This is a genomic window from Streptomyces sp. NPDC127114 (assembly GCF_042677525.1).
Taxonomy (GTDB): Bacteria; Actinomycetota; Actinomycetes; order Streptomycetales; family Streptomycetaceae; genus Streptomyces.
In genome coordinates this window covers 28,970-50,574 of sequence record NZ_JBHXTJ010000050.1, presented here as the reverse complement: position 1 = coordinate 50,574, position 21,605 = coordinate 28,970, and the positions used below count along the sequence as shown (strand labels likewise).

The 21,605-nt window shown below is 73.2% G+C and carries 20 protein-coding genes; 9 read left to right on the top strand and 11 right to left on the bottom strand.

What is annotated here, in order from left to right; genetic code table 11:
- Positions 1 to 227: 227 nt before the first annotated feature.
- Together ACFVGS_RS32645 and hemL are read right to left on the bottom strand one after the other, a co-directional pair.
- Complete coding sequence (locus ACFVGS_RS32645) at positions 228 to 875, bottom strand: histidine phosphatase family protein (protein ID WP_384420911.1); 648 nt, start codon at positions 873 to 875, stop codon at positions 228 to 230.
- A gap of 50 nt (positions 876 to 925) precedes the next feature.
- Positions 926 to 2,233: a glutamate-1-semialdehyde 2,1-aminomutase gene (gene hemL / locus ACFVGS_RS32640; protein ID WP_384420842.1), complete on the bottom strand. Its 1,308-nt coding sequence runs from the start codon at positions 2,231 to 2,233 to the stop codon at positions 926 to 928.
- A gap of 819 nt (positions 2,234 to 3,052) precedes the next feature.
- On the opposite strand from hemL, the gene ACFVGS_RS32635 reads away from it, so the two are divergent.
- Complete coding sequence (locus ACFVGS_RS32635) at positions 3,053 to 3,490, top strand: hypothetical protein (RefSeq protein ID WP_246094774.1); 438 nt, start codon at positions 3,053 to 3,055, stop codon at positions 3,488 to 3,490.
- Between the two features lie 31 nt (positions 3,491 to 3,521).
- Here ACFVGS_RS32635 and ACFVGS_RS32630 read toward each other — a convergent pair whose 3' ends face one another.
- A complete protein-coding gene (locus ACFVGS_RS32630; protein ID WP_385695593.1) occupies positions 3,522 to 6,521 on the bottom strand; it encodes a hypothetical protein in 3,000 nt (999 codons plus the stop codon).
- Positions 6,522 to 6,706: 185 nt separating this feature from the next.
- Positions 6,707 to 7,468, bottom strand: a complete 762-nt coding sequence (locus ACFVGS_RS32625) for a hypothetical protein (RefSeq protein ID WP_384420845.1) — start codon at positions 7,466 to 7,468, stop codon at positions 6,707 to 6,709.
- Positions 7,469 to 7,722: 254 nt separating this feature from the next.
- On the opposite strand from ACFVGS_RS32625, the gene ACFVGS_RS32620 reads away from it, so the two are divergent.
- Positions 7,723 to 8,112 (top strand): MerR family transcriptional regulator, encoded by a 390-nt coding sequence (locus ACFVGS_RS32620; RefSeq protein WP_384420913.1) that lies wholly within the window; start codon positions 7,723 to 7,725, stop codon positions 8,110 to 8,112.
- A gap of 143 nt (positions 8,113 to 8,255) precedes the next feature.
- Here the strand turns inward: ACFVGS_RS32620 and ACFVGS_RS32615 are convergent, their stop codons facing one another.
- Positions 8,256 to 9,113 (bottom strand): ABC transporter substrate-binding protein, encoded by an 858-nt coding sequence (locus ACFVGS_RS32615; protein ID WP_384420847.1) that lies wholly within the window; start codon positions 9,111 to 9,113, stop codon positions 8,256 to 8,258.
- A 377-nt stretch (positions 9,114 to 9,490) separates the two neighbouring features.
- On the opposite strand from ACFVGS_RS32615, the gene ACFVGS_RS32610 reads away from it, so the two are divergent.
- Positions 9,491 to 9,733, top strand: coding sequence for a hypothetical protein (locus tag ACFVGS_RS32610; protein WP_384420849.1), 243 nt, complete (start codon positions 9,491 to 9,493; stop codon positions 9,731 to 9,733).
- 103 nt (positions 9,734 to 9,836) lie between these two features.
- Here ACFVGS_RS32610 and ACFVGS_RS32605 read toward each other — a convergent pair whose 3' ends face one another.
- The gene (locus tag ACFVGS_RS32605; protein ID WP_385695589.1) at positions 9,837 to 10,442 is read right to left on the bottom strand and encodes a TIGR03086 family metal-binding protein; all 606 of its coding nucleotides are present in this window, start codon (positions 10,440 to 10,442) and stop codon (positions 9,837 to 9,839) included.
- A gap of 91 nt (positions 10,443 to 10,533) precedes the next feature.
- Between ACFVGS_RS32605 and ACFVGS_RS32600 the strand changes: the two genes are divergently transcribed.
- Together ACFVGS_RS32600 and ACFVGS_RS32595 are read left to right on the top strand one after the other, a co-directional pair.
- Entirely contained in the window at positions 10,534 to 11,637 is a 1,104-nt protein-coding gene (locus ACFVGS_RS32600; RefSeq protein WP_385695587.1) for a DUF6597 domain-containing transcriptional factor, read from the top strand.
- Positions 11,638 to 11,652: 15 nt separating this feature from the next.
- A complete protein-coding gene (locus ACFVGS_RS32595) occupies positions 11,653 to 12,228 on the top strand; it encodes a GNAT family N-acetyltransferase (RefSeq protein ID WP_384420855.1) in 576 nt (191 codons plus the stop codon).
- Here the strand turns inward: ACFVGS_RS32595 and ACFVGS_RS32590 are convergent.
- Positions 12,212 to 12,652 (bottom strand): GNAT family N-acetyltransferase, encoded by a 441-nt coding sequence (locus tag ACFVGS_RS32590; protein WP_385695584.1) that lies wholly within the window; start codon positions 12,650 to 12,652, stop codon positions 12,212 to 12,214. The two genes, ACFVGS_RS32595 and ACFVGS_RS32590, sit on opposite strands and share 17 nt — an antisense overlap.
- A gap of 1,192 nt (positions 12,653 to 13,844) precedes the next feature.
- Between ACFVGS_RS32590 and ACFVGS_RS32585 the strand changes: the two genes are divergently transcribed.
- On the top strand, positions 13,845 to 14,585 hold the full coding sequence (locus ACFVGS_RS32585) for a Mut7-C RNAse domain-containing protein (protein WP_384420859.1): 741 nt from the start codon (positions 13,845 to 13,847) through the stop codon (positions 14,583 to 14,585).
- A 378-nt stretch (positions 14,586 to 14,963) separates the two neighbouring features.
- Here ACFVGS_RS32585 and ACFVGS_RS32580 read toward each other — a convergent pair whose 3' ends face one another.
- Together ACFVGS_RS32580 and ACFVGS_RS32575 are read right to left on the bottom strand one after the other, a co-directional pair.
- A complete protein-coding gene (locus ACFVGS_RS32580; RefSeq protein WP_385695581.1) occupies positions 14,964 to 15,455 on the bottom strand; it encodes a MarR family winged helix-turn-helix transcriptional regulator in 492 nt (163 codons plus the stop codon).
- A gap of 142 nt (positions 15,456 to 15,597) precedes the next feature.
- Positions 15,598 to 16,158: a TetR family transcriptional regulator gene (locus tag ACFVGS_RS32575; RefSeq protein ID WP_384420863.1), complete on the bottom strand. Its 561-nt coding sequence runs from the start codon at positions 16,156 to 16,158 to the stop codon at positions 15,598 to 15,600.
- Between the two features lie 115 nt (positions 16,159 to 16,273).
- Here ACFVGS_RS32575 and ACFVGS_RS32570 point away from each other — a divergent pair, with 115 nt between their 5' ends.
- Positions 16,274 to 17,803 carry an FAD-dependent monooxygenase gene (locus tag ACFVGS_RS32570; RefSeq protein WP_385695578.1) on the top strand — a complete coding sequence of 510 codons (1,530 nt, stop codon included), beginning with the start codon at positions 16,274 to 16,276 and terminating at the stop codon, positions 17,801 to 17,803.
- A gap of 411 nt (positions 17,804 to 18,214) precedes the next feature.
- On the opposite strand, the gene ACFVGS_RS32565 is transcribed toward ACFVGS_RS32570, so the two are convergent.
- Positions 18,215 to 18,925 carry an AAA family ATPase gene (locus ACFVGS_RS32565; RefSeq protein ID WP_385695576.1) on the bottom strand — a complete coding sequence of 237 codons (711 nt, stop codon included), beginning with the start codon at positions 18,923 to 18,925 and terminating at the stop codon, positions 18,215 to 18,217.
- Positions 18,926 to 19,042: 117 nt separating this feature from the next.
- Complete coding sequence (locus ACFVGS_RS32560) at positions 19,043 to 19,522, bottom strand: hypothetical protein (RefSeq protein ID WP_384420868.1); 480 nt, start codon at positions 19,520 to 19,522, stop codon at positions 19,043 to 19,045.
- A gap of 242 nt (positions 19,523 to 19,764) precedes the next feature.
- On the opposite strand from ACFVGS_RS32560, the gene ACFVGS_RS32555 reads away from it, so the two are divergent.
- Together ACFVGS_RS32555 and ACFVGS_RS32550 are read left to right on the top strand one after the other, a co-directional pair.
- Positions 19,765 to 20,529, top strand: coding sequence for an SDR family NAD(P)-dependent oxidoreductase (locus ACFVGS_RS32555; protein ID WP_384420870.1), 765 nt, complete (start codon positions 19,765 to 19,767; stop codon positions 20,527 to 20,529).
- Between the two features lie 155 nt (positions 20,530 to 20,684).
- Positions 20,685 to 21,545 (top strand): hypothetical protein, encoded by an 861-nt coding sequence (locus ACFVGS_RS32550; RefSeq protein WP_385695572.1) that lies wholly within the window; start codon positions 20,685 to 20,687, stop codon positions 21,543 to 21,545.
- Positions 21,546 to 21,605: the final 60 nt, after the last annotated feature.

Genomic DNA, 21,605 nt, shown 5'->3' with positions numbered 1-21,605 from the left:
ACTCCCCACCCCCCACTATCGTATTATCCATCACACACGCCTCGTGCTCTTGCCGGCCGGCACACCGCGGCGGGGCTTTAAATCAAAAATTAATGTCCGGCGCGGGGGGGAGCGCCCGCCCGCCCCCCCCCGCCCTGAGGGGTCTACTCCTGCGAACGCCCGGCGTCCAGAGGCCCGGCACCAGGAGGTCGGCCCGGAGGTCGGATCCGGAGGCCGGGCCCTTCGGATCAGGCGCCGAAGGCCTTCGCCTTGCCCTTCACCGGCTTCGCGCCCGCGCGCAGGTGCACCGGCACGAGGTCGAGGGCCGGCTCGCTGTACCCCACCGAGACGATCCGGTCGCCCCGGTACGTGAACGTGGTCAGCGAGGCCAGCGTGCACTGCCGGCGCCGCGGGTCGTGCCACAGCCGGCGCTTCTCCACGAAGCTGCGCACGATCCAGATCGGCAGCTGGTGGCTCACGCACACCGCCTCGTGGCCGCGCGCCGCGTCCTTCGCCGCGTCGAGCGCGCCCATCATCCGGACGACCTGCTCGATGTACGGCTCGCCCCAGGACGGCTTGAACGGGTTGGTGAGGTGCTTCCAGTTGCCCGGCTTGCGCAGCGCGCCGTCGCCGACGCCGAAGGTCTTGCCCTCGAAGACGTTCCCCGCCTCGATGAGCCGCTCGTCCGTGACCAGGTCCAGGCCGTGCGTCTTGGCGATCGGGTCCGCCGTCTCCTGCGCCCGCTCCAGCGGGGAGGCCACGACATGGGTGATGTCCCGGCCCGCGAGGTGCTCGGCGACCCGGTCCGCCATCTGCCGGCCGAGCTCGGACAGGTGGTAGCCGGTCCGGCGGCCGTACAGCACGCCGTCCGGGTTGTGCACCTCGCCGTGCCGCATCAGGTGGACGACGGTGATGTCGTCGGCGCCCGGGGTGCCGTTCGCGGCGCTCACGCGGTGGCCTCCGCGGCGGCGCGGGCGGCGGCCGGCAGCGCGGCGGCGATCCGCTCGACGGCCCGCTCGTCGTGGGCGGTCGACACGAACCAGGACTCGAAGGCCGACGGCGGCAGGTAGACGCCGTCCGCGAGCATCGAGTGGAAGAACGCGTTGAAGCGGAAGGCCTCCTGCTTCCTGGCGTCCTCGTAGTTCCGCACCTCGGTGGAGGTGAAGAACACCGAGAACATGTTGGACGCGGTCTGCAGCCGGTGCGCCACGCCCTCCTTCGTCAGGGCGTCCGTGACGAGCCCCTGGATCTCGGCCGAGACGGCGTTCACCTTCTCGTACGCGGCCTCGTCGAGCAGCCGCAGCTGCGCGAGGCCGGCGGCGGTGGCGATCGGGTTACCGGAGAGCGTGCCCGCCTGGTAGACCGGGCCCGCCGGGGCGAGGTGGCCCATGACGTCGGCGCGGCCGCCGAAGGCCGCGGCCGGGAAGCCGCCGCCCATGACCTTGCCGAAGGTCATCAGGTCCGGCCTGACGCCGTCCACGCCGTACCAGCCGGCCCGCGAGGTGCGGAAGCCGGTCATGACCTCGTCGGAGATGAACAGCGCGCCGTTCTTCGCGCAGGCGTCCTTCAGGCCCTGGTTGAAGCCGGGCAGCGGCGGGACGACGCCCATGTTGCCCGGCGAGGCCTCGGTGATCACGCAGGCGATCTCGCCCGGGTACCGGTGGAAGGCCTCCTGCACCGCCTCCAGGTCGTTGTACGGCAGCACGATGGTGTCGCCGGCCTGCGCGCCGGTCACGCCGGGCGTGTCGGGCAGTCCGAAGGTGGCCACGCCGGAACCGGCCGCGGCGAGCAGCGCGTCCACGTGGCCGTGGTAGCAGCCCGCGAACTTGATCACCTTGGCGCGGCCGGTGAAGCCGCGGGCGAGCCGGATGGCGGACATGGTCGCCTCGGTCCCGCTGGAGACCAGCCGCACCTGCTCGACCGGCTCGATCCGCGCGACGATCTCCTCGGCGAGCGCGACCTCGCCCTCACCGGGCGTGCCGAAGGACGTCCCGCGCGCCACCGCCGTCTGCACCGCCGCGGTCACCTCGGGGTGCGCGTGGCCGAGGATCATCGGTCCCCACGAGCAGACCAGGTCGACGTACTCGCGTCCGTCGGCATCGGTGAGGTACGGACCGGTACCGGACACCATGAACCGGGGCGTTCCGCCCACGGCCCGGAAGGCCCGTACCGGTGAGTTCACGCCGCCGGGCGTCACAAGGGAGGCGCGGTCGAAAAGCGTCTGTGAGACTGGGGCTTCGTATGAATACGGCACTGTGATCCTGACCTGATCCTGACCTGCGAGGACGACGTCGAGTACGTGGGGACGGTGTGGGCACCCTGTGAATTACGCCGGGGCGTGTCTCCGTCGCGTCTGCGAAACTGGGGCGTCATAAGGATGGCTCACGGAATCCATGGTGTCAGAGGCCACGGCGATCTTGCGGACAGGTGTTTCACCGTACGACCGTGGGGGAGGTCACTGTCACGATGATCGGGCCGCACGCGGAGACGGCGGCCGGAACAGCAGTCGGGTGGAGATATGCATCGCGGTGGCGGACCGGGCGAGGGGACTGACGACCTGGGTCCCGACCCTGTCCGGAGGGGGAGGCACCGGCGCCGGAGGACGGAAGAGCCGAGGGCCAACGAGCCTCGGACGGGCGGTGAGCCGCGCGCCGACGCGCGCGGCGGTGACGCACGTGGTGACGCCCGCGGCGAGGTGCGTGGTGACGCCCGCGCCGAGTCGCGTGGCGAGCCGCGGGCCGGCGAGCCCCGGAGGCCGGACGGCCCGCTCCCGGGCGGTACGGGCCCGGCGACGCACGGGCCCGCGCAGAGCCCGGCCCAGAACCACAACCAGAACCAGAGCCCTGGCCCCGGCTCCGGCCCGGCATCCGGTGCCTCTGCCGGTCCTGCCCCCAGTCCCGCCCCTGGCCCGGGTCCGGTGCCAGGTCCGGGTCCGGGTTCGGCCCCGGGTCCGGTGCCGAGCCCGGTCGCGGACGAGTCGCGGCTCGGCCGGGCACGCGCCCGGCGCGCCGCCCGGGCACGCGAGTCCGGCCCGGTCGAGGGACCGGCGACGCCGGGGAACGGGGGCGGCCGCTTGGGCGTGACCTACAAGTACTTCGGCGCGCCCAACAGCGCGACCGCGGCGCAGGTCCCGATCTCGATGCGCCCCGAGGAGCTCGGCGGCGACGAGCTCGGCATGGGCGGCATGTTCACCAAGATCAAGCCGGAGACCATAGCCGCGATGGTCCTGACCGGCATCCAGGGCATGCCGCTCCACAAGGTCCCGCCGCTGGAGCTGGTGGTCCTGCACCCCGACTACGCCGTGGTGAAGCTCCCCATGACCGTCGTCGACCCGCTCCGCGGCATCGGCGAGGAGTCGGTCGGCGCCGCCGCCTTCATCTGGTCCACGGTCCCCGACCGCGGCGGCCCGCAGGACGCCTTCAACGTCTACCAGCTGCTGCACGAGTGGCAGGACTTCAGCCACCGGCTGCACGAGGCGGGGCACCAGCCGTACTGCCTGGTCTGGCCGTAGGCCGGCGCCCCTCCCCTCCGGGGGCCGGCCGCTAGGCGCCCTTGCCGTGGGCCTTGCCCGTGGCCTTCCGCGCGTCGTCGACGATGCCCTCGGCCAGCTCGGCGGCGAGCAGGAACGGCAGGAAGCGGTTGCTCGGCGTCTCGTGGTCGCGGTAGCGGGCGAACGGCAGCAGCGAGGCGAACAGGGCCCACCGGTACTCGAGGTCGGTGAACGCCCAGTTGGGCTGCTCACAGCCCTTGAGGATGGCCCGCAGCCGCTTCACACAGGTCAGGACCCGCCGTACCTCCGGGTCGGCCTTCTCGGGGATCTCGGGGTCCCACAGCGACTCCGCGCGCAGCGCGTCCGCGAACCACGGCCGGATCTCGGCCAGCTGCTCGGGCGTCCAGGCGAAGGTACGGGACCACAGCGCGGACTCGAGACGGGCGAAGTCCTTGCAGATGTGGCCGCGGTGGGTGGTCTCGAAGTCGATGATGTAGAGGTCGGGGACGTAGAGCTCGCGCTCTTCCCGGCCCGTGCCGCCCACCAGGACGTTCTCGCAGTGCAGATCGCCGTGCGAGACACAGGTGAGGTAGGAGCGGGTGGTCAGGCCCTCGTCGCGGTTGTACAGCAGCCATTCGAACAGCTCGGACGGGTCTTCCTCGGCCTCCGCGGGCTCCCCGGCCCCTCCGGTGCCGGTGCCGGGCCTGGCCACCTCGGCGATGTGCGCCACCAGCCACAGCGGGTTGGTCAGGTCCGCGTCGCGGTCGGTGAACATCGGGCCCGCCGCGAAGGAGGACCCCGCGAACAGCGCCCCCAGGGTGCGAGGCCGCCAGGTGAGCCCGCCCTCGACGCCGAAGACCTCGGCGACCTCGGCCGCCTCGAAGTGGTCCAGCTCCGTGCCGGCGTCCTTGCCCGGGGCGTAGCCGGTCCGCTCGTAGTCGTCGGGCCGCAGCGCCGGGTACTCGCCCCGCAGGTCGCCCATGGCGCGGCTCGCGTTGCTCAGCCACGGCCCGAGGGCCTCCAGGAGGAGTTCCCTGACCACCTTCCGGAGCGCCTTGTCCTCCAGGCCCTCCGTCTTGACCAGCCAGGCCCGCAGGGTGGTGGGCTCGTCGCGGTTGCGGAACACGTACGAGGTGAGGATGCCCTGGTAGCGGACGCCGTTGGTGCTGTTGATGACGGTCGCGGTGGACACCGTGCACTTGCTCGACCGGACGGCGGGATGCAGCAGTTCGCCGTACGCGTCGAAGTTCCGCTTCTCCCGCTGCACCTTCGCGGCCTCGTCGATCTTGAGGACGCCGATGGGCCCGAAGACGTTGGACGCGAGGAAGGTCGGCACGGGCCGGTCGGCGAACAGGGCGCCCTGCATCACGGCGCCGTTCGCCTTCGGGGCCAGCTCGACGGCCATGCCCTGGAGCAGCCGGCTCGGCAGCTCGACGACGGCGTCCCGCTCGTTCAGCGACATGGAGGTGGATGCCGCTCCCCGCGCCGAACCCGGCTCCCACGCGTTGCGGATGACGCGGACGCCACGGGCGGCGCCGAGCATGTCGAGGGCGCGCTCCCGCCAGAACTCCTGGACCTCGTCCTTGGTGTCCGGGCCGCTCGACGACTCGTTCTGCTTGGAGTAGTACAGGGCGGCGAGGAGGCGCTCGAGCCCCTCGGCCTTCCAGTTGGAGAGCAGCAGCAGGATGAAGGCGATGCTGTTCCAGCGCTCGGGCTCGCCCGCCCACTGCCGCAGCAGCTCCTCCGCCCACGTCGCGGGATTGGGGTAGCCGCCGGTCGCCGCCTGGTTCTTGACCCTCCGGTGGGCCCTCATCCCGCCTGGCTCGACCGGTTCGGGACCGCCGACGAGCAGCTGGATGCCCACGGCGTGCCGCAGCCACCGGCACACGAAGTCGATTTTGGACAGGTGGTACTCCTGGAGCTCGCCGACGGCGACGAGCGTGGTCGCCTCCGAGACGGCGAGCAGCAGTTCACGCTGGTCGTTGTTGTAGCGATGCTCGACCTGGAGGGTCTGGAGGTAGCCGAGGACGTCGGCGACGATCTGGTGGTCGTTCTCCGGCAGGTGCACCCGCAGGGAGAGGTTGTGCAGTGCGGTCGCCAGCCACTGCAGCCGGATCCGCTGCCCGTCGTAGGCCGTCCCGCCGCGGGTGAAGTTGTAGAGGGTGCGGGAAGCGACCTGCCGGACCTCCTTCGCCCGTTCGTGCAGCGGCGCGAAGACGTCGGTCGGTACGGAGGCGCCGGCGAGCGTCTTCCTGAGCAGGCTCAGGTCCTTCTCGAGGATCGTCCTGAGCCGGTCGGCGGCCATCGGCGCGTTCCGGCCGATCATCCCCGTCACGTGCCCGGCGAAGGCGTCGAACAGGTCCTCGGCGGGCGTCCCGTCCTCTCCGCCTGCCCGCCACTCCTCCAGGAGCTGCTCCCAGGTGACGTAGTCGCGGGATCCCGGTCCTTCGCCGTAGCCGTCGTCGGAGAAGTCGTCGGACGGGCGGCGCCACGAGGACGGCGGGACCGCCCGGGACGCCGGGAACGACTGCGGGGCGGAGGCCTGCTGCGGCAGCGGCGGCACGGAAGCCTGCTGCGGCAGCGGCGGAGCCTGCGAGGCGGGCGGCGGGGTCGGCGGGTCCTGCGGCGCGGGCGGGGCGGACTCCTCCGGTACGGACGTGCGGACCGGCGCCGTCGCCGCGGGAGCCGTCACGGCGGGCCGCAGGGCGTCCAACTGCCCCAGGAGCGCGCGGCACTGGGAGATCGACCCGGCGTACCTTTCCTGGTTGCGGAAGCCGTAGAGGCGAACCGCTATGTCGAGCAGCTCACGCGCCCGCTCCTGGTCGGTCCTCACGTAGTGGTTCTCCGCCACGGCGAGCGCCGTATTGGCGATCTTGAAGGCCGGGCCGACCAGGTTGCCCTCGGAGATCTCCGGCCCCGCCTGCGCCATGACGATGCGCGACTTGGCGAAGCGCGGGGCCAGATGCGGCTCGGCACGCACGGCCTCGTCCATGGCCGCGTAGACCGTCGTTAAGTAGTTCTCGAAGTCGTCCGCCGAGATGAATGGCGCCATTGCCACCATGCCCTTCCGTGCCGCGTGCGCTGGTTCGTTGCGCAAGGATCTATCGCAGATCCCGGAGGCACGGGGAGGCGCCATCGCGCCACGAGGGCGCAGGTTTCCCGGCGGCGCCCCCGGCCCGGCCCGGGACGTCCCGCGGGCCGTCCGCAGGGCCGTCCTCAGGCCATCCCGATGCGGCCTCAGGACACCGGCGTGAGGTCCTCCCGGAACCTCTTCTCGCCCGTCAGGAACGCCGACTGGGGCAGCACGACGTGTGCCTGGGCCCGCCCGCGGGCGATCTCGGCGCGGCTGGCGCCGATCACCGTCTCCGCGTCGCCGTCACCGGCGAGCTCGAGCAGCGCCTCGCGCAGCCGAGTCGCCTCCGGCTTGTCCAGGACCAGGTCGTAGACCTCGAAGAAACGGATCTGCCGATACGTCTCACCCGGAACCTTCAGCGGCCCGTCGATGACGCGGCGAACTGACCGAAAACCGACCTCCCGGGCCAACGGGATCAGTTCCTCGTGCCCCACCTCGCCCAGTTCCTCGACGAGTTCACGCCGCAGGCAGTCGGCCGCCGTCTCCCGGTCGACCTCCTTGTGCAGCCAGCGGGCGAAGCCCAGGACGCGCAGCGCACCCAGGAAGCCCCGCAGGTCGTGCCGCATCACGTCCCGGCTGCGCCCCTCCGGCTCGAAGCCGAGCCGCTCCAGGACACGCTTGGCCGACTCCTGGTACTTCACGACGCCGCCGGGCGGACCGAACGCGCCGGGCCGGTTGGCGGAGGTGAACAGCACGTAGTGGTCCTCCTCATGGACCCGCAGCAGCACCGCCACGGAGACCCGCGCCCGGCCGAACGGCGTGAGCAGCAGCCGCAGCAGCGTCAGATGCCTCCTGTTCTGCCACAGCAGCCGGCCCACACCGGTCAGCAGAGCCACGACGATGCCGCCAACGATCTTCTCGACCACGGGGTGCCCCCTCCGTCACACACCGCACCACGCCACGCCTCATCCCGAGCCCACCAATGTACGCGTGTGGCCGCGTGTCGACGGACCTCTCGGGGACTCTCGGAGACCTCGCAGGCGTTTCGCCGCACTTCCCGCTCTCATAAGTGCTGAAGTTAGGACGAATCGGATGTAATGCGTGCGCGGAGTACGTGTCAGCAGAGAAAGGACCCGATGTGGCGATCCCCGACGTCCTGAACACCGTGCGCCCCCGCCCCATGAAGATCGGCGAGGTCGCCGCACGGACCGAACTGTCCCTGCGCACCATCCGCCAGTACGAGGACAGCGGCCTCGTCGTCCCGTCCGCCGCGTCCGAGGGCGGCTTCCCGCTCTACACGGACGCCGACGTCGCCCGGCTGATGGTGATCCGCCGCATGAAGCCGCTCGGCTTCACCCTCGACGAGACCCGCGAACTCCTCGACGCCGTCGACCGCCTCGCCGCCGACGCCCCTGACACGCCCGCCGAACTCGACCCGGACACCCGCACCGCCCTCGTCGCCCGCGTCCGCCGCTACGAGCGGGCCGCGGCCGAACGCGTCGCCGAACTGCGCGCCCAGCTGGCCCGGGCGGAGGAGTTCGCGGACTCACTGCGGGCGCGCGTGCCGTAGGCGGCGCGCGGGCGGTAGACGGCGCTCGTGCGGTAAACGGGCTGCTCTGCCGTAGACGGGTGGTCTGCCGTAGGCGGCGCTCGGGTCGCAGGCGGCGCTCGTACGGCAGCGGCCGTCCCCGGCGATGCCCCTAGAGGTGGCCCCTAGAGGTGGTCCTCCAGCGCCGCCGTCAGGTCCTGGAAGAAGCGGGCGTACGCGGCCGGGCTGGGCGGCGTCTCCGGATTCCAGGGAGCGAGCCGGGCGCCCGGCGGGACCACCTGAGGCGGCACCGCGTTGGCCCGGCTGTCGAAGAGCACCAGGCCCGGCGCGAGCCCGAGGGCGTGCTCCCAGTCGGTGGTCAGCCAGCTCGCGCCCGGCCCCGGGCCCGGATCCACGAACCGCACCCCCAGCTCGGCGAGCCGGGCCAGCTCCGGCCAGGCGTGCGGCCGCGCCAGATGCACCTGCTCGGGACCGGCGCCGGACAGCGCGAGGACGCTGAGCCCGGTGCGCCCGGCGGCGCCCCGCAGCGCCGCCTCCGCGTCGTCCACCCGCCCGGTCGCCGCGGCCGTCGCCCCGAGGGCCCGGGCCAGCTCGCCGAACCGCGCCAGGATCGCCGACAGCGCCGGCTCGTTGCCGACGGACAGCGCCACGAGCGGCACCCCGAGCCGCCCGGCGAGCGCCTCGTCCAGCGCGTACGGGCTCTTGCCGTCGTACGTCACGTCCAGCACGAGGTCGACGCCGCCCAGCTCCCGTATCCGCGCCTCGTCCAGGGCCCGCCCGGCTCCCAGGTACGGGACGCCCGCCTCGGCGAGCCCGCCGGCCTTGGCCGGATCCAGCAGATCGCCGTCGTGCCCGGAGCCGTAGACCGCGACCGGCCGCACGCCCAGGTCGAGCAGGGCGGCCCCGGCCCGTACGTAGGCCAGCACCCGCTCCGGCCGGCGCACGGCCGCCGACGACGCGCCCCGGTCGTCCGTGAACTCCCACCCGCCGGGGCCGCCCGACGCACCGGCGCCGCCGGACATACCGGCCGCACCCGCCGCATCCGCCGAGCCCGCCGAGCCCGCCGTACCCCCCGTATCCGCCCCATCCCCGCCCGACATGTCCGTGCCCGTTGCGTCCGCCATCGCGGCTGCTCCCTCCCCGGCCGGAAATCTCCGTCCCCGCCACCTTGAAGCGGTTCCCAGGCCCGCACAAGAGGGCCTTCCCGGGGGCGCGGGGCGGGACCTTGGTCCCGGACCCCTCTGCCGAAAGACCCCCAGGGTGGTGTTAACTGAACGGGTCGGGAGGAAGCAGCAGGAATCGTCACGCCGTACGGGCGGGCGAGCGGGCGCCGCCATCTGCCAGTGGTAAGCCGCCGCCGTCGCCGTCGCCGTACGGGCACATGCCCCCGGAGTCAGCCATGACCTTGCCCGGCCAGTTCTCGGACCCCCGTGTGATCACCCTCGTCGGTCTGTTCGCCGTCTCCGCGGCCGTGTGGATGGCCGTCGGCATGCGGGCCCGCGCCCGCCGCACCCGCGCGAACGTCCCGCTGGAGCGGGTCTGGCACCCGCAGGAGACGGTCGAGCTCACGCCGGCCGAGGAACGGACCTTCGGCCAGGTCGTCTCGCGTCTGTCGCTGAGCGCGGCGGGCCGGCTGCGGTAGGCGGGAGCGCCTTCGCCTCCCTCCGACCGGTCTCCTGCGAGCACGCGAGACGGCGAGCGCGGCGAGTACGACTACCGCGGCAATAACGCGGCGGGTACGGCGGTCAGACCGTGGCCGCCCAGAGCCTCGGATCGCGCCCCGTCACCGCGAGCAGCCGCTCGAACGGGGAGGCGCCCTCGGGCAGCTCCACCTCGGCGCCGAAGACACCCATCTCGCGGGCCATCGGCGCCATCCGGGCCACCTCCCCGGCGAGCTCCGTCACGACCGCCGGGTCCGGCTCGTAGTCCCGTCCGGTGGCCCGGGCCAGGTCCCAGACGTGCACGGTCAGGTCGAGCAGCACCATCGCGCCGACCGTCCGCGCCGGCATGTCCATCGCACCGGTCGTCCCGTCCTCCGCACCGGGCTCGGCCCAGGCGGCGGCCAGCCGCCCGGTCTCCTCCGCGAAACGCGTCCGCCACTCCGGATCGGCGAGCCGGTCGGGATCGGCGCCGGAGAAGTCGGACGGCTGTTTGGCGGCGAGCAGCCGGAAGTTCTCGACGACCCGGAAGAGGTGGTTGAGCAGCCCGCGCACGTCGTACTCGGCACAGGGCGTGGGCGCTGCCAGCTCCTCGTCGGCCGTGTCCCGCACCAGGGGCACGGCGAGGGCGGCGGCGGAGCCGAGCAGAGGGGCGATGCGGTGATCCTGCTGTTGCTGATCGTCGTACGTCATGGATCCGACGTTAGGCGGGGCGCCGGCGCCGGTCTTGAAGAAACACGCCAGTGGCGCCCGGCCCTGCGGAGAGTCCGCCTAGCATCGGAGAATGACCGACTCCGGTCCCGCACCGCGCCGTGACACCCGGGGCATCGTGGACCCGGCCGAGCTGCTCGCCCGCGTCCGTTTCCGCCGGCACGCACCGGCGCCGGAGCTCCGCCCGTACCTGGAGCATTACTGGCTGATCGACTGGGACCTGGCCGAGCCGTACGCGACCCATGTCGTCCCGCACCCGTCCGTGAACGTCGTGTTCGAGCGGACGGCCGAGCCGGGCGTCGAGGGCCGGGCCGCCGCGAACTCGGCTGTCGTCTCGGACTCCGCGGTCGTCTCGGGCATCGGACTGGAGCTCTTCACGAAGAAGCTGACCGGCAAGGGCCGGGTCTGCGGCGTGCAGTTCCGGCCGGGCGGCTTCCGCCCGTTCGCGCCCGCGTGGCCGGTCTCGCACTGGACGGGCCGGATCGTCCCGCTGACCGAGGCCTTCAGGAGCGAGGGCGAGGGCGAGGGCGAGTGCGGGAGCGAGGACGGGGGCGAGGCTAAGAACGGGGACGAGGCCCCCAAGGGCACGGGAACGGTAGCGGGCACGGGCGGGGACGCGGGCACGGGCGCCGGAACGGGCACGGGCGGGAGCAAGGGCGGGGACGCGGGCACGGGCGCCGGAACGGGCACGGGCGGGGGCACGGGCACGGGCGGGGGCACGGATACGAAGCCCGCGCCACCGTCCGGGCTCCTCGCGCGCGTACTGTCCCCCGACGAGGACCACGCGCGCGTGGCGGCGCTCGACGCGTTCCTGCTGGCCCACGGTCCCGCCGCCGATGCTGCGGCCGAGCAGGCGATGGCCCTGGTGGACCTGGTCCGCACGGACCGCACTGTGCGCCGGGTGTCCGCACTGGCCCGGGCCGCCGGGCTCTCGCCGCGCTCGCTCCAACGGCTGTTCGCCTCCCACGTCGGCGTCGGCCCGAAGTGGGTCATCCTGCGCTACCGCATCCACGAGGCCCTGGAACGCGCCGAGTCCGGCTCCGCGGCAGCGCCGCCGGACTGGGCCGCGCTCGCCGCCGACCTCGGCTACAGCGACCAGGCCCATCTCGTACGGGACTTCACGGCGACGATCGGGGTGCCGCCGACCGCGTACGCGAGGGCGCTGTCAGTGCCCTGACCTAGGGTGCGGCCCATGAAGACGAGCGACGACGACACGGGCGGGACCGGTGGGACCGGCGGGGGAACGGTCCGCCTGGAGCCGTGGTCGGACGAGGACTTCGCACTGCTCAAGGCGGTGAACGCGCCGGAGTTGACGGAACATCTGGGCGGCCCGGAGAGCGAGGAGCAGCTCGTGGTCCGGCAGAGGCGGTACGTCGAGCTGAGCGCCGACCCCGACCGCCCCGGGTGCATGTTCCGGGTCGAGGCGCTGCCGGAGGGCCGCCCGGCCGGCGCGATCGGCTTCTGGGAGACGACCTGGGAGGGCGAGCCGGTGTACGAGACGGGCTGGACGATCCTGGCCGGTTTCCAGGGCCGGGGCGTGGCCACGGCGGCGACGCGCGCGGTGATCGTCAGGGCGCGGGCGGAGGGCCGGTTCGGGTCGCTGTTCGCCTTCCCGTCGACGGAGAACGGGCCCTCGAACGCGGTGTGCCGGAAGGCCGGCTTCACCCTGCTCGGCGAGCGGGACTTCGAGTACCCGCCGGGCCGGCCGATGCGCTGCAACGCCTGGCGCCTCGACCTGGCCCCGGCCGGCCTCACGGCAGGGGCTTGAGCTCCCGGGTGAAGTGGAAGGCGACGATGTCGAAGCGTTCGCGCAGGTAGAAGCGGTGGGCTCCGGTGCGGTGGGTGCCGGAGTCCAGGTTGAGCTCGTAGCAGCCGGCTTCGCGGGCGTGCGCCTCAAGGTGCGCGACCAACGCGTGCCCGACGCCGCCGGAGCGGGCGTTCTCGCTGGTCACCAGGTCGTCGACGTACAGCTTCTTCACCGAGCTGGTGTTGACGATGATCCGCCATCCGGCGGCCCCGACGCAGCGCCCGTCGTCGGCGTACGCCGCGCTGAAGCGCAGACCCTGGGCGTGCCCGGTCGCGTAGATGTCGCGGAACAGCTCCGCCGTGAGATGCGGCCGCAGCTCGCGGAGCACCGGCAGCAGCTCGGCCTCCAGACGCGGGTCACCGGGCTCAAGGTCAACGATCTTCATACGCTGACCGTACCGCGCACCCGGCGGAGGAGGGACGCCCGGGCAGCGGGCGGCCTGCGACGGCCCCGCAGCCCAGGCGGGCGGCAGAGATCGCGGGCGGGATCGCCAGGCGGGCGGCCGACGGGCAGGCCTATCGACAAGCAGGCGGCGGGAGCCGATGGGGCAGCCGGGGCACCGAGCCAGCGGCCCTGCCCGCGAGCGGGCGGGCGACTCGGCCGCGCACCAAGGCCGGCGGCAGAGGTGGGCGGCCCGGCCGGCGCGGCAGTTGATCGGCGCGCAGGCAGCCGGTTCCGCGGGCGGACGGAGAGCGCGAATGCCGGGTCCGCGGGCGGACGGAGAGCGCGAATGCCAGGCAGGCGGCGAGAGCCGCCGGGGCGGCCGGTCGGCAAGCCGACGGCCCGGCTGGCGCGGCGGGGCAGTTGGTCGGCGAGCAGGCGGCGGGGTCCGCGGGCGGGCCGGTCGGCAAGCGGGCGGCCTGGCCGGGGGCGGGCGGCGCCACGGCCGGGCACGGCAGACAGGCAGGCTGGCGGGGCGACCGGTCGGCAAGCCGGCGGCCCCGCCGATGAGGCGCGGCAGTTGGTCCGCGCGCAGGTGGCCGGGTCCGCGGGCGGGCCGGTCGGCAAGCGGGCGGCCTGGCCGGGGGCGGGCGGCGCCACGGCCGGGCACGGCAGACAGACAAGCCGGCGAGGAGCTAGCCAGCGAGCAGGCAGCCTGGTCCGCGGGCGGGCCAGTCGGCAAACGGGCGGCCTGGCTGCGAGGCGGGCCGGCCAGGCACGGCAGGCAGACATAGAGGCCAGCCGACGGGGCAGCCAGTCGGCGAGCGGGGCGGTCTGGCCGGGGGCCGGCGGCGCCACGGCCGGCCACGCCAGGCAGGCGGCCCGGACGACGGGCGGCCGACGGCCGACGGGCTGGTCGGCGGCGCGCTGCGGCCGGCACGCCCGGCGGCAGCGCCCGGGCTTACCCGGCCACACCCGCGCACGGCGCCGGACCCACCCGGCCACACCTCGCGGGCGGCCCCGCCGTTACCTGGCACACTCAGCGGCCGGCGCCGCCATCCCTGGCCGTACCTAGCGGGCGACGCCGCCATGCCTGGCCGCATCCCGCCGCCGACTGCGGAATTGCCTGGCCGCATCCCGCCACCGGCTGCGGAATTGCCTGGCCGGGAAGTGACGCGCGGTGCCATCCTGGCTGCGTGAACGGACCGGAGATCCAGATCAGCTTCGCCCCCTCCCTGCGGCTCTTCGTCTCGGCGGAACGGCGCGCCGGGCACACGGCCGTCGCCACGGACGGCGCCTCGTCGCTCGGCCATGTCGTGGAGTCGCTCGGCGTCCCGCTGACCGAGACCGGGCGGCTGCTCGTGGACGGCCGGCCCGTGGCGCCCTCGCACGTCCCCGCGGCCGGCGAGACCGTCGACGTGGAGGGCGTCGAGCGGCCCCAGCCGGTCCCGGGCGCCCCGCTCCGCTTCCTCCTGGACGTCCACCTCGGGACGCTGGCCCGGCGGCTCCGGCTGCTCGGCGTCGACGCCGCGTACGAGAGCGAGGACATCGGCGACCCGGCCCTGGCCGCGCTGTCCGCGAAGGAGCGGCGCGTGATGCTGTCCCGGGACCGCGGGCTGCTGCGCCGCCGCGAGCTGTGGGCGGGCGCCTACGTCTACAGCGACCGGCCCGACGACCAACTGCGCGACGTCCTGGAGCGGTTCGCGCCGCCGCTCGCGCCGTGGACCCGCTGCACGGCCTGCAACGGACCGCTCGCGGAGGCCGACAAGGACACGGTGCGCGAGCGGCTGGAGAAGGGCACGGAGAACACGTACGACGTCTTCGCACAGTGCACCGAGTGCGAGCGGGTCTACTGGCGGGGCGCCCACCACGCACGCCTGGAGGCGATCGTGACGGACGCGGTCCGGGAGTTCGGCGGCACGCCGGCCACTCGCTGACCGGCCACTTGCTGACCGCCGACCCTCCGACTCGGCACTCGGCACTCGGCACTCGGCACTCGGCACTCGGCAACCCTGCGACCCGCCACCCGCTGACCGGCGCTGACCGGCTTCCTACTTGCCCGGCTTCCTACTTGCCCGGCTTCCGGCCGACCGGCCTCCCGCCGACCGGGCTCCTCCCGACGGGCGCTGACCGGACTCCCGCTGCCCAGCCGCCCGCGGAGCGCACCCCCCCGGGGGCGCACCTTCGCGGAGCCCCCCGCGGACCGAGGACCACCCACTGACCGAGGCCGCCGCGGCCCCAGGGGCCCACCGCGGACCCGGGGCCACCACGGACCGGGCCACCCACTGACCGGCCGGCCAAGCCGGCCGCCGTCGTCAGTCTGAGTCGAACTCTCCGGCGCGCAGCCGCTCGATCTGGGCCGTGCTCAGTTCGATCGTGCGCCGCATGTAGTCGGTGAGCAGGGCGATCTCGGCGTCGTCGTACGCGTCGAAGAGCTCGCCCCAGGTGCGGTTGAGCCGCCGCCAGAACGCGCCGAGTTCGGCCATCTTCTCGGGCACCGACGCCACCATGACCCGGCGCCGGTCCTCGGCGTCGCGCTCGCGCCGTACGTATCCGGCGCGTTCGAGCCGGTCGACGAGCCGGGTGGCGGAGCCGGTGGTCAGGCCGGTGAGTTCGGCGACGCGCCCGATGGTGACCGGCTCCGCCTCCAGGCTCAGCAGGCTGAGGCATTGGACGTCGGTCGGATGCAGGCGCAGATGGTCGGCGACGGCCTGGTTGAACAGGGCGTACGAGGCCATGTAGCGACGTGCCTCGCCCTGCATGTCTGCCATCAGCGCGTCGCGCCCTCCGGCTTTCTTCTGCGTCATGCAGAAAGCGTACGGTGCAGCGAACGCACAGGGCAGCGTGCGCGCCAGCGACAGCCACAGCGCACCCGACCGGCAACGCACGCGACAGCGACAGCGTCGACATCGGCATCGGCGTCGGCAGCGGCAGCGACCGCTGCCGGGCTCACGGCGCCTCGGCGGTCAGATACCGCTGCACCGTCGGGCCGAGCCAGGCCACCACGTCCTCGCGGTCCATCTCGACGAGCGGCCCGAAGCGGAGCACGTAACGGGTGAGCGCCATGCCGAGTATCTGGGAGGCGACCAGCCCGGCTCGGCGCGGCGCGTCCGCGGGGTCGGGGCAGACGCCGGCGACGACCGGCCCGATCTGCTCCGCGAAGAGCCGCTGCATCCGCTCGGCGCCGGCCTCGTTCGTGACGCCGACCCGCAGCAGTCCGGTGAGGACGTCGTCACGCTCCCAGCGGTCGAGGAAGTGGGTGACCAGGGCGGCGCCGGCATGGCGGGCGGGCAGCGAGCCGAGCTCGGGAATCTCCAGCTCGATGGTGGAGGCGGCGGCGAACAGCCCCTCCTTGTTGCCGTAGTAGCGCATGACCATCGACGGGTCGATCCCGGCGTCGCGCGCGATGGAGCGGATCGTCGCGCGCTCGTACCCGTCCGCGGCGAAGCGCTCGCGGGCGGCGTCGAGGATCGCGGCGCGGGTGGCGTCGGAGCGGCGTGCGGTCGTCATGCCAACAAGTGTAGGCCAACAGGCGTTGACACCGCACCACGACCCGGTCTACATTTGCCAACAAGCGTTGACCAACACGCGTTGGCCAACGGACGTAGGCACCCTGGAGGCAGCGATGAGCACGACGGGCACCCCTGGAACCCCCACCTCCCCCGACAACACCCCCGACAACACCCCCAACAGCTCCCCTGGCACCTCCTCCCACCCCTCTCCCCATGCCTCCCCGAGCACACCTCCGACGCCTCCGAACCTTCCGACCCCCTCCGACACCGACGTGCTCGTCGTCGGCGCCGGCCCCACCGGCCTGCTCCTCGCCGGAGACCTCGCCGCCGCAGGACTCCGCGTCACGGTTGCCGAGCGCCGCCCCGAGGGCCGCTCCAACCTGACCCGCGCCTTCGGCGTCCACGCCCGCACCCTGGAGCAGCTCGACGCCCGCGGCCTCGCGGACGAGCTGATCGCCACCGGCACGCCGATCACCGACCTGCGCCTCTTCGGCCGGCTGTCCCTCGACCTCTCCCGGCTTCCCTCCCGCTTCCCCTTCCTGCTCATCACCCCGCAGTACGAGGTCGAGCGCCTGCTCCACCGCCGCGCGCTGTCCACAGGTGTGGAATTCCGGTACGGGACGGAGCTGCACGGCCTGAGCCAGGACGCCGACGGGGTCACCGCCGAGCTGACCGGACCCGACGGTCCGGCGACCCTGCGGGCCCGCCACCTCGTCGGCACCGACGGCGTGCGCAGCGCGGTCCGCTCCGCACTCGGCCTGCCCTTCCCCGGCGCCTCGGTGATCCGCTCGATCGTGCTCGCGGACGTACGGCTCGCCAAGGAACCCGGCCGGCTCCTCACGGTCTCCGCCTCTCCCTCCGGAGACGCCTTCGCCTTCGTCGCCCCCTTCGGCGACGGCTGGTACCGGGTGATGGGCTGGGACCGCCGCCGGCAGGTCGCCGACGACACCCCGGTGGACCTCGACGAGGTCAAGGCGATCGCCCGGAAGGCCCTCGGCGACGACTTGGGCATGCACGACGCCCGCTGGATCTCCCGCTTCCACAGCGACGAGCGCCAGGCGCCCGCCTACCGCCGCGGCCGGGTCTTCCTCGCCGGCGACGCCGCCCACGTCCACTCCCCCGCCGGCGGCCAGGGCATGAACACCGGCCTCCAGGACGCCGCCAACCTCTCCTGGCGCCTCACCGCCGTGCTGCGCGGCGAGGCACCCGACCCCGAGGCCCTGCTCGACGGCTACCAGGCGGAACGGCACCCGGTCGGCAAGAAGGTGCTGCGCAGCAGCGGCGCCATCGTCCGGCTCGCGATGGCCCGCACACCGCTCCAGCGGACCGCCCGCGACCTCGCCGCCCGACTGCTCGGCGGCATCCGCCCTGCCGCCGCCCGCGCGATGGGCCAGATCAGCGGAATCGGCATCGCCTACGGCCCCCGGACGCGCCGCGTCCCCGACCTCAAGCTGCGCGAGGGCCGGCTGTACGAGCTGCTGCGCGCAGGCGAGTTCGTCCTCATCACCCCCGAGGGCACCACCCCGACCCTGCCCGGCACGGCCCCCGTCGCCCCCGACCGCGTCATACACGCCACCTGGGCCAACCCGACCCGCCGCGACACCCTCCTGATCCGCCCTGACGGCTACACGACCCCGCTGTAGCCGAAGGGCCAGGGCGGGAAAGGAAGAGGTGAGAAGGCGCACTGGAGGCGTCGGGACGCATCCGGAGGGTGGAGTGGGCACGCCGGAAGCGTCGGGTGGGCACGCCGGAGGCCCGGGGCGGGCACCCGGCGGCGAGGTAGGCGCGCCGGAAGGCATCGGGAAGGCACCCAGGAGGGCCGAGAAGCCCCCAGCGGCGCCCAACCGGGCCCCCGCGAGGCGCGAGCCGCCCAGGGGCCGGGAAGCACCCAGCAGGCCGGAAAGCACCCAGCGGGCCGTGAAGCACGCACCCAGCGGGCCGGGATGCGCCAGCGGGCCAGGAGGCACACACGGCGCCCCGTATGGCCGCCCGGGCAGCTACTCGCGCCTCCTCCTCCCCCCGCCCCCGGCTGGTTGGTCGTCGAGGGCGCGCCGCTAGTCCTCCAGGACGTGCCGCAGATAGCTCCGGGGGTCGGCCAGGTAGCGGCGCCAGTGGTCGACCACGCCCAGCTCCGCCCAGGCCACCCGGCGCATCCCGTGCTCGCCGACCTCCACGATGTCGGCGCCCGGCAGGGCCGTCAGCAGCGGCGAGTGCGTGGCGCACACCACCTGGCCGCCCCGCTTCACCAGCTGGTCCACATGCCCCAGCAGCTCCAGGCACGACGTGAAGGACAACGCGGCCTCCGGCTCGTCCATCACGTACAGCCCGGGCTGCAGGAACTTCTCCCGGAACGCCGCCAGAAAGCCCTCGCCATGACTCACCGCATCGGGCGCGAAGCCCTCCCGGTCCAGCGCGTCGAGCGCCGTCTCGGCCCGCAGGAAGAAACCCTTGCGCGCCGCGCGGCTCCCCAGCATCCGGCGCCCGCGCGGCGCGGCGTCGAAGCGGATCCGCTCGCCCAGCACCGACCTGCCCCGCGAGGTGGCGTAACGCCAGTCGTGCGAGCCGCCCCAGGAGTCGAGGCCGAAGCCCTCGGCCAGCGCCTCGACCAGGGTCGACTTGCCGGATCCGTTCTCGCCGACCAGGAAGGTGACGGGCGCCTCGAAGCGCAGCCCCTCGGCCATGAGCTGGCGCACGCACGGCACCGACCAGGGCCACTCCCCCTCGTCATAGGAGGCGACATGGGCGTACGCGCGTTCGACGATCACGGATCGAGTGTCACACGACGCCCCCGCACGACGGCTCGCCAGAACCAAGCCCCCCGGAGCCGGCGCAGGAGCCTGCCCCGGAACCGGAGCCGGAGCCGAATCCGGCCCCGCAGCCGGTCAGAAGACGTACGGGTCACCGGTGGCGAGGACCAGGACGTGGTGCCGGTCGTTCCGCGAGTTCGCGTCCGCGACGCCGTCCCGCCAGACCGTACGGATGTCCACCGTCAGCTCGTCCGGCCGCCCCACCGTCCGCAGATCAAGGGCCAGCTCGTCGGCCACACCGGCCGCCCGCAGCTCACCCGTACGGCAGGACACCACCCGGTCGCTGCTCCACAGACAGGACGGCGGCAGCTCCTGGCCACCCGCCATGGGCGCGGAGAAGGCCAGGCGGACGGTCGCCTGGGAGACGTCCGAGGGCCCGTGGTTCTCGCTCACCAGCCAGACACCGAGCCGCCCGTCCCAGAGGGAGACATGCCCGTGGTGGGCCAGGTCCGCCTCGGCCCCGGCACCCGCCGCCACACCCGTACCCGCACCCGTACCGGCCACCAGGGCGGCCGTCAGGGCCGCACCGAACAGGACCTTGCGCATCACACTCATGTCCAGAAGATACCCATTACTCCCCATATTTTCTGACTACCAGTCAGCCGCGTGTCCCGACCCACGGCCCACCCACGAACACACCCCGCTCCCCACCCGCTCCCCGCCCGCGCCCTGCCCACTCCCCCACGGGCCGCCCCGCCCCCGCGCCAACCGACCACCGGGCCACCGGACCACCCCGCCTATCCTGACCACGCGATCGAACGATCGACACCCACGACCATCCGCGCGAGGAGCCCGTCATGACCGCCCCCGGCAAGCCCATCGCCGTCGTCACCGGAGCGAGCAGCGGCATCGGCGCGGCCACCGCCCGGCAGCTCGCCGCCGCCGGCTACCGCGTCGTCCTCACCGCCCGCCGCAAGGACCGCATCGAGGCCCTGGCCGCCGAGATCAACGAAGCCGGCCACCAGGCCACCGCCTACGCCCTCGACGTCACCGACCGCGCCGCCGTCGACGAGTTCGCCACCGCCTTCCCCACCCTCGGAGTCCTCGTCAACAACGCCGGCGGCGCGCTCGGCGCCGACCCCGTCGCCACCGGCGACCCGGACGACTGGCGCCGCATGTACGAGGTCAACGTCATCGGCACCCTCAACCTCACCCAGGCCCTGCTGCCCGCCCTCACCGCCAGCGGCGACGGCACGATCGTCATCGTCTCCTCCACCGCCGGCCACGCCACCTACGAGGGCGGCGCGGGCTACGTCGCCGCCAAGAACGGCGCCCGCGTCCTCGCCGAAACCCTCCGCCTGGAAATCGTCGGCACCCCGGTCCGCGTCATCGAGATCGCTCCCGGCATGGTCAAGACCGAGGAGTTCGCCACCACCCGCTTCCGCGGCGACACCGACAAGGCCGCCAAGGTCTACGCCGGCGTGGCCGAACCGCTGTCCGCCGACGACGTCGCCGACACCATCACCTGGGCCTGCACCCGCCCCCCGCACGTCAACATCGACCTCCTGGTCGTCCGCCCCCGCGCCCAGGCCTCCAACACCAAGGTCCACCGCGAACTCTGACCGGCGTACGCCCACCCGTTCGGGTGAACCACCCCGAACACCCCATCGGCGGACGAACCCGCGACCTACGGTCGAAACAACTCCATACAGAACGGCCCTCGGCCGGGACGGCAATCCCCACCGAGGGCCTCACCATCAGGAAGGGGCAACTTCCCATGGCTGAACACGACCCTAGCGCGCCCACACTCTTCGACCTCGCCGCGCCCACCCCGTCCTTCATGGACCTGGAGACCCCCGACTACGCATATATGTTCGGCTTCCTCCAGGCCGACGGACACCTGGCCCAAGGGCCGGGACGCAAAGGCAAGCTGTCTGTCGAGATCAACGCGCGGGACATGCACCTCCTCCACGAGTTCCAGCGCCTGACCCCGTACTACAGCTCCATCAGGGAACGGGTCCGCACCACCAACTTCGCCGAGCAACACCACTCGGCTACGTGGACCCTGTGCTCGCTCGAGGCCCGGACCATCGTCAATCAGCTCGGCATTCCCTACGGCAAGAAGTCCCGGGCCGTCCGACCGCCCCGCGTCGAGTTCTCCCGGCCGGACTACATCCGCGGCGTCATCGACGCCGACGGGTCGCTCGGCTGGACGGCCGACGGCATCCCGTTCCTCTCCTTCACGTCGGCCAGCACGGCGATGGCCGCGTACGTGTGCCATTACGCAAAGAAGATCACGGGCAGCGAACGCATCCCCAGCCGCAACGCCCGCGACCAGGTCTACGTCGTCACCTACTTCAAGGAGCAGGCACAGCAGCTCGCCAAGCACCTCTACTACCCCGGCAGCCTCGCCCTGGAGCACAAGAAGGCCAACGCGGCCGCCATCCAGACCTGGGTCCGGCCGGCGAACATGCGGTTCGCACCACCGCGCCGACGCTGGACCGAGTCAGACGACTGCGAACTGCTGCGCCTCAACGACCCTGCGGCCGCAGCCATCGCCCTCGATCGGACTGAGCAGAGCTGCGCCATGCGCCTGTGGCGCCTGCGGACGGGACAGACTCCAAGTCCCGCCGAATAGCCCAGCCTCAAACCAGGAACGGGGCGCCGCGCGGACGCGGCACCCCGTTCCTGGTTGTTC

What these genes read in the sequence shown, in the direction of transcription:
- ACFVGS_RS32645 (WP_384420911.1), bottom strand. Translation starts at nt 875, where the DNA reads ATGCGGCACGGCGAGGTGCACAACCCGGACGGCGTGCTGTACGGCCGC.
- ACFVGS_RS32630 (WP_385695593.1), bottom strand. Translation starts at nt 6,521, where the DNA reads ATGGCGCCATTCATCTCGGCGGACGACTTCGAGAACTACTTAACGACG.
- ACFVGS_RS32620 (WP_384420913.1), top strand. Translation starts at nt 7,723, where the DNA reads ATGAAGATCGGCGAGGTCGCCGCACGGACCGAACTGTCCCTGCGCACC.
- ACFVGS_RS32615 (WP_384420847.1), bottom strand. Translation starts at nt 9,113, where the DNA reads ATGTCCGGCGGCGCCGGTGCGTCGGGCGGCCCCGGCGGGTGGGAGTTC.
- ACFVGS_RS32610 (WP_384420849.1), top strand. Translation starts at nt 9,491, where the DNA reads ATGACCTTGCCCGGCCAGTTCTCGGACCCCCGTGTGATCACCCTCGTC.
- ACFVGS_RS32605 (WP_385695589.1), bottom strand. Translation starts at nt 10,442, where the DNA reads ATGACGTACGACGATCAGCAACAGCAGGATCACCGCATCGCCCCTCTG.
- ACFVGS_RS32600 (WP_385695587.1), top strand. Translation starts at nt 10,534, where the DNA reads ATGACCGACTCCGGTCCCGCACCGCGCCGTGACACCCGGGGCATCGTG.
- ACFVGS_RS32595 (WP_384420855.1), top strand. Translation starts at nt 11,653, where the DNA reads ATGAAGACGAGCGACGACGACACGGGCGGGACCGGTGGGACCGGCGGG.
- ACFVGS_RS32590 (WP_385695584.1), bottom strand. Translation starts at nt 12,652, where the DNA reads ATGAAGATCGTTGACCTTGAGCCCGGTGACCCGCGTCTGGAGGCCGAG.
- ACFVGS_RS32580 (WP_385695581.1), bottom strand. Translation starts at nt 15,455, where the DNA reads ATGACGCAGAAGAAAGCCGGAGGGCGCGACGCGCTGATGGCAGACATG.
- ACFVGS_RS32575 (WP_384420863.1), bottom strand. Translation starts at nt 16,158, where the DNA reads ATGACGACCGCACGCCGCTCCGACGCCACCCGCGCCGCGATCCTCGAC.
- ACFVGS_RS32570 (WP_385695578.1), top strand. Translation starts at nt 16,274, where the DNA reads ATGAGCACGACGGGCACCCCTGGAACCCCCACCTCCCCCGACAACACC.
- ACFVGS_RS32560 (WP_384420868.1), bottom strand. Translation starts at nt 19,522, where the DNA reads ATGAGTGTGATGCGCAAGGTCCTGTTCGGTGCGGCCCTGACGGCCGCC.
- ACFVGS_RS32555 (WP_384420870.1), top strand. Translation starts at nt 19,765, where the DNA reads ATGACCGCCCCCGGCAAGCCCATCGCCGTCGTCACCGGAGCGAGCAGC.
- ACFVGS_RS32550 (WP_385695572.1), top strand. Translation starts at nt 20,685, where the DNA reads ATGGCTGAACACGACCCTAGCGCGCCCACACTCTTCGACCTCGCCGCG.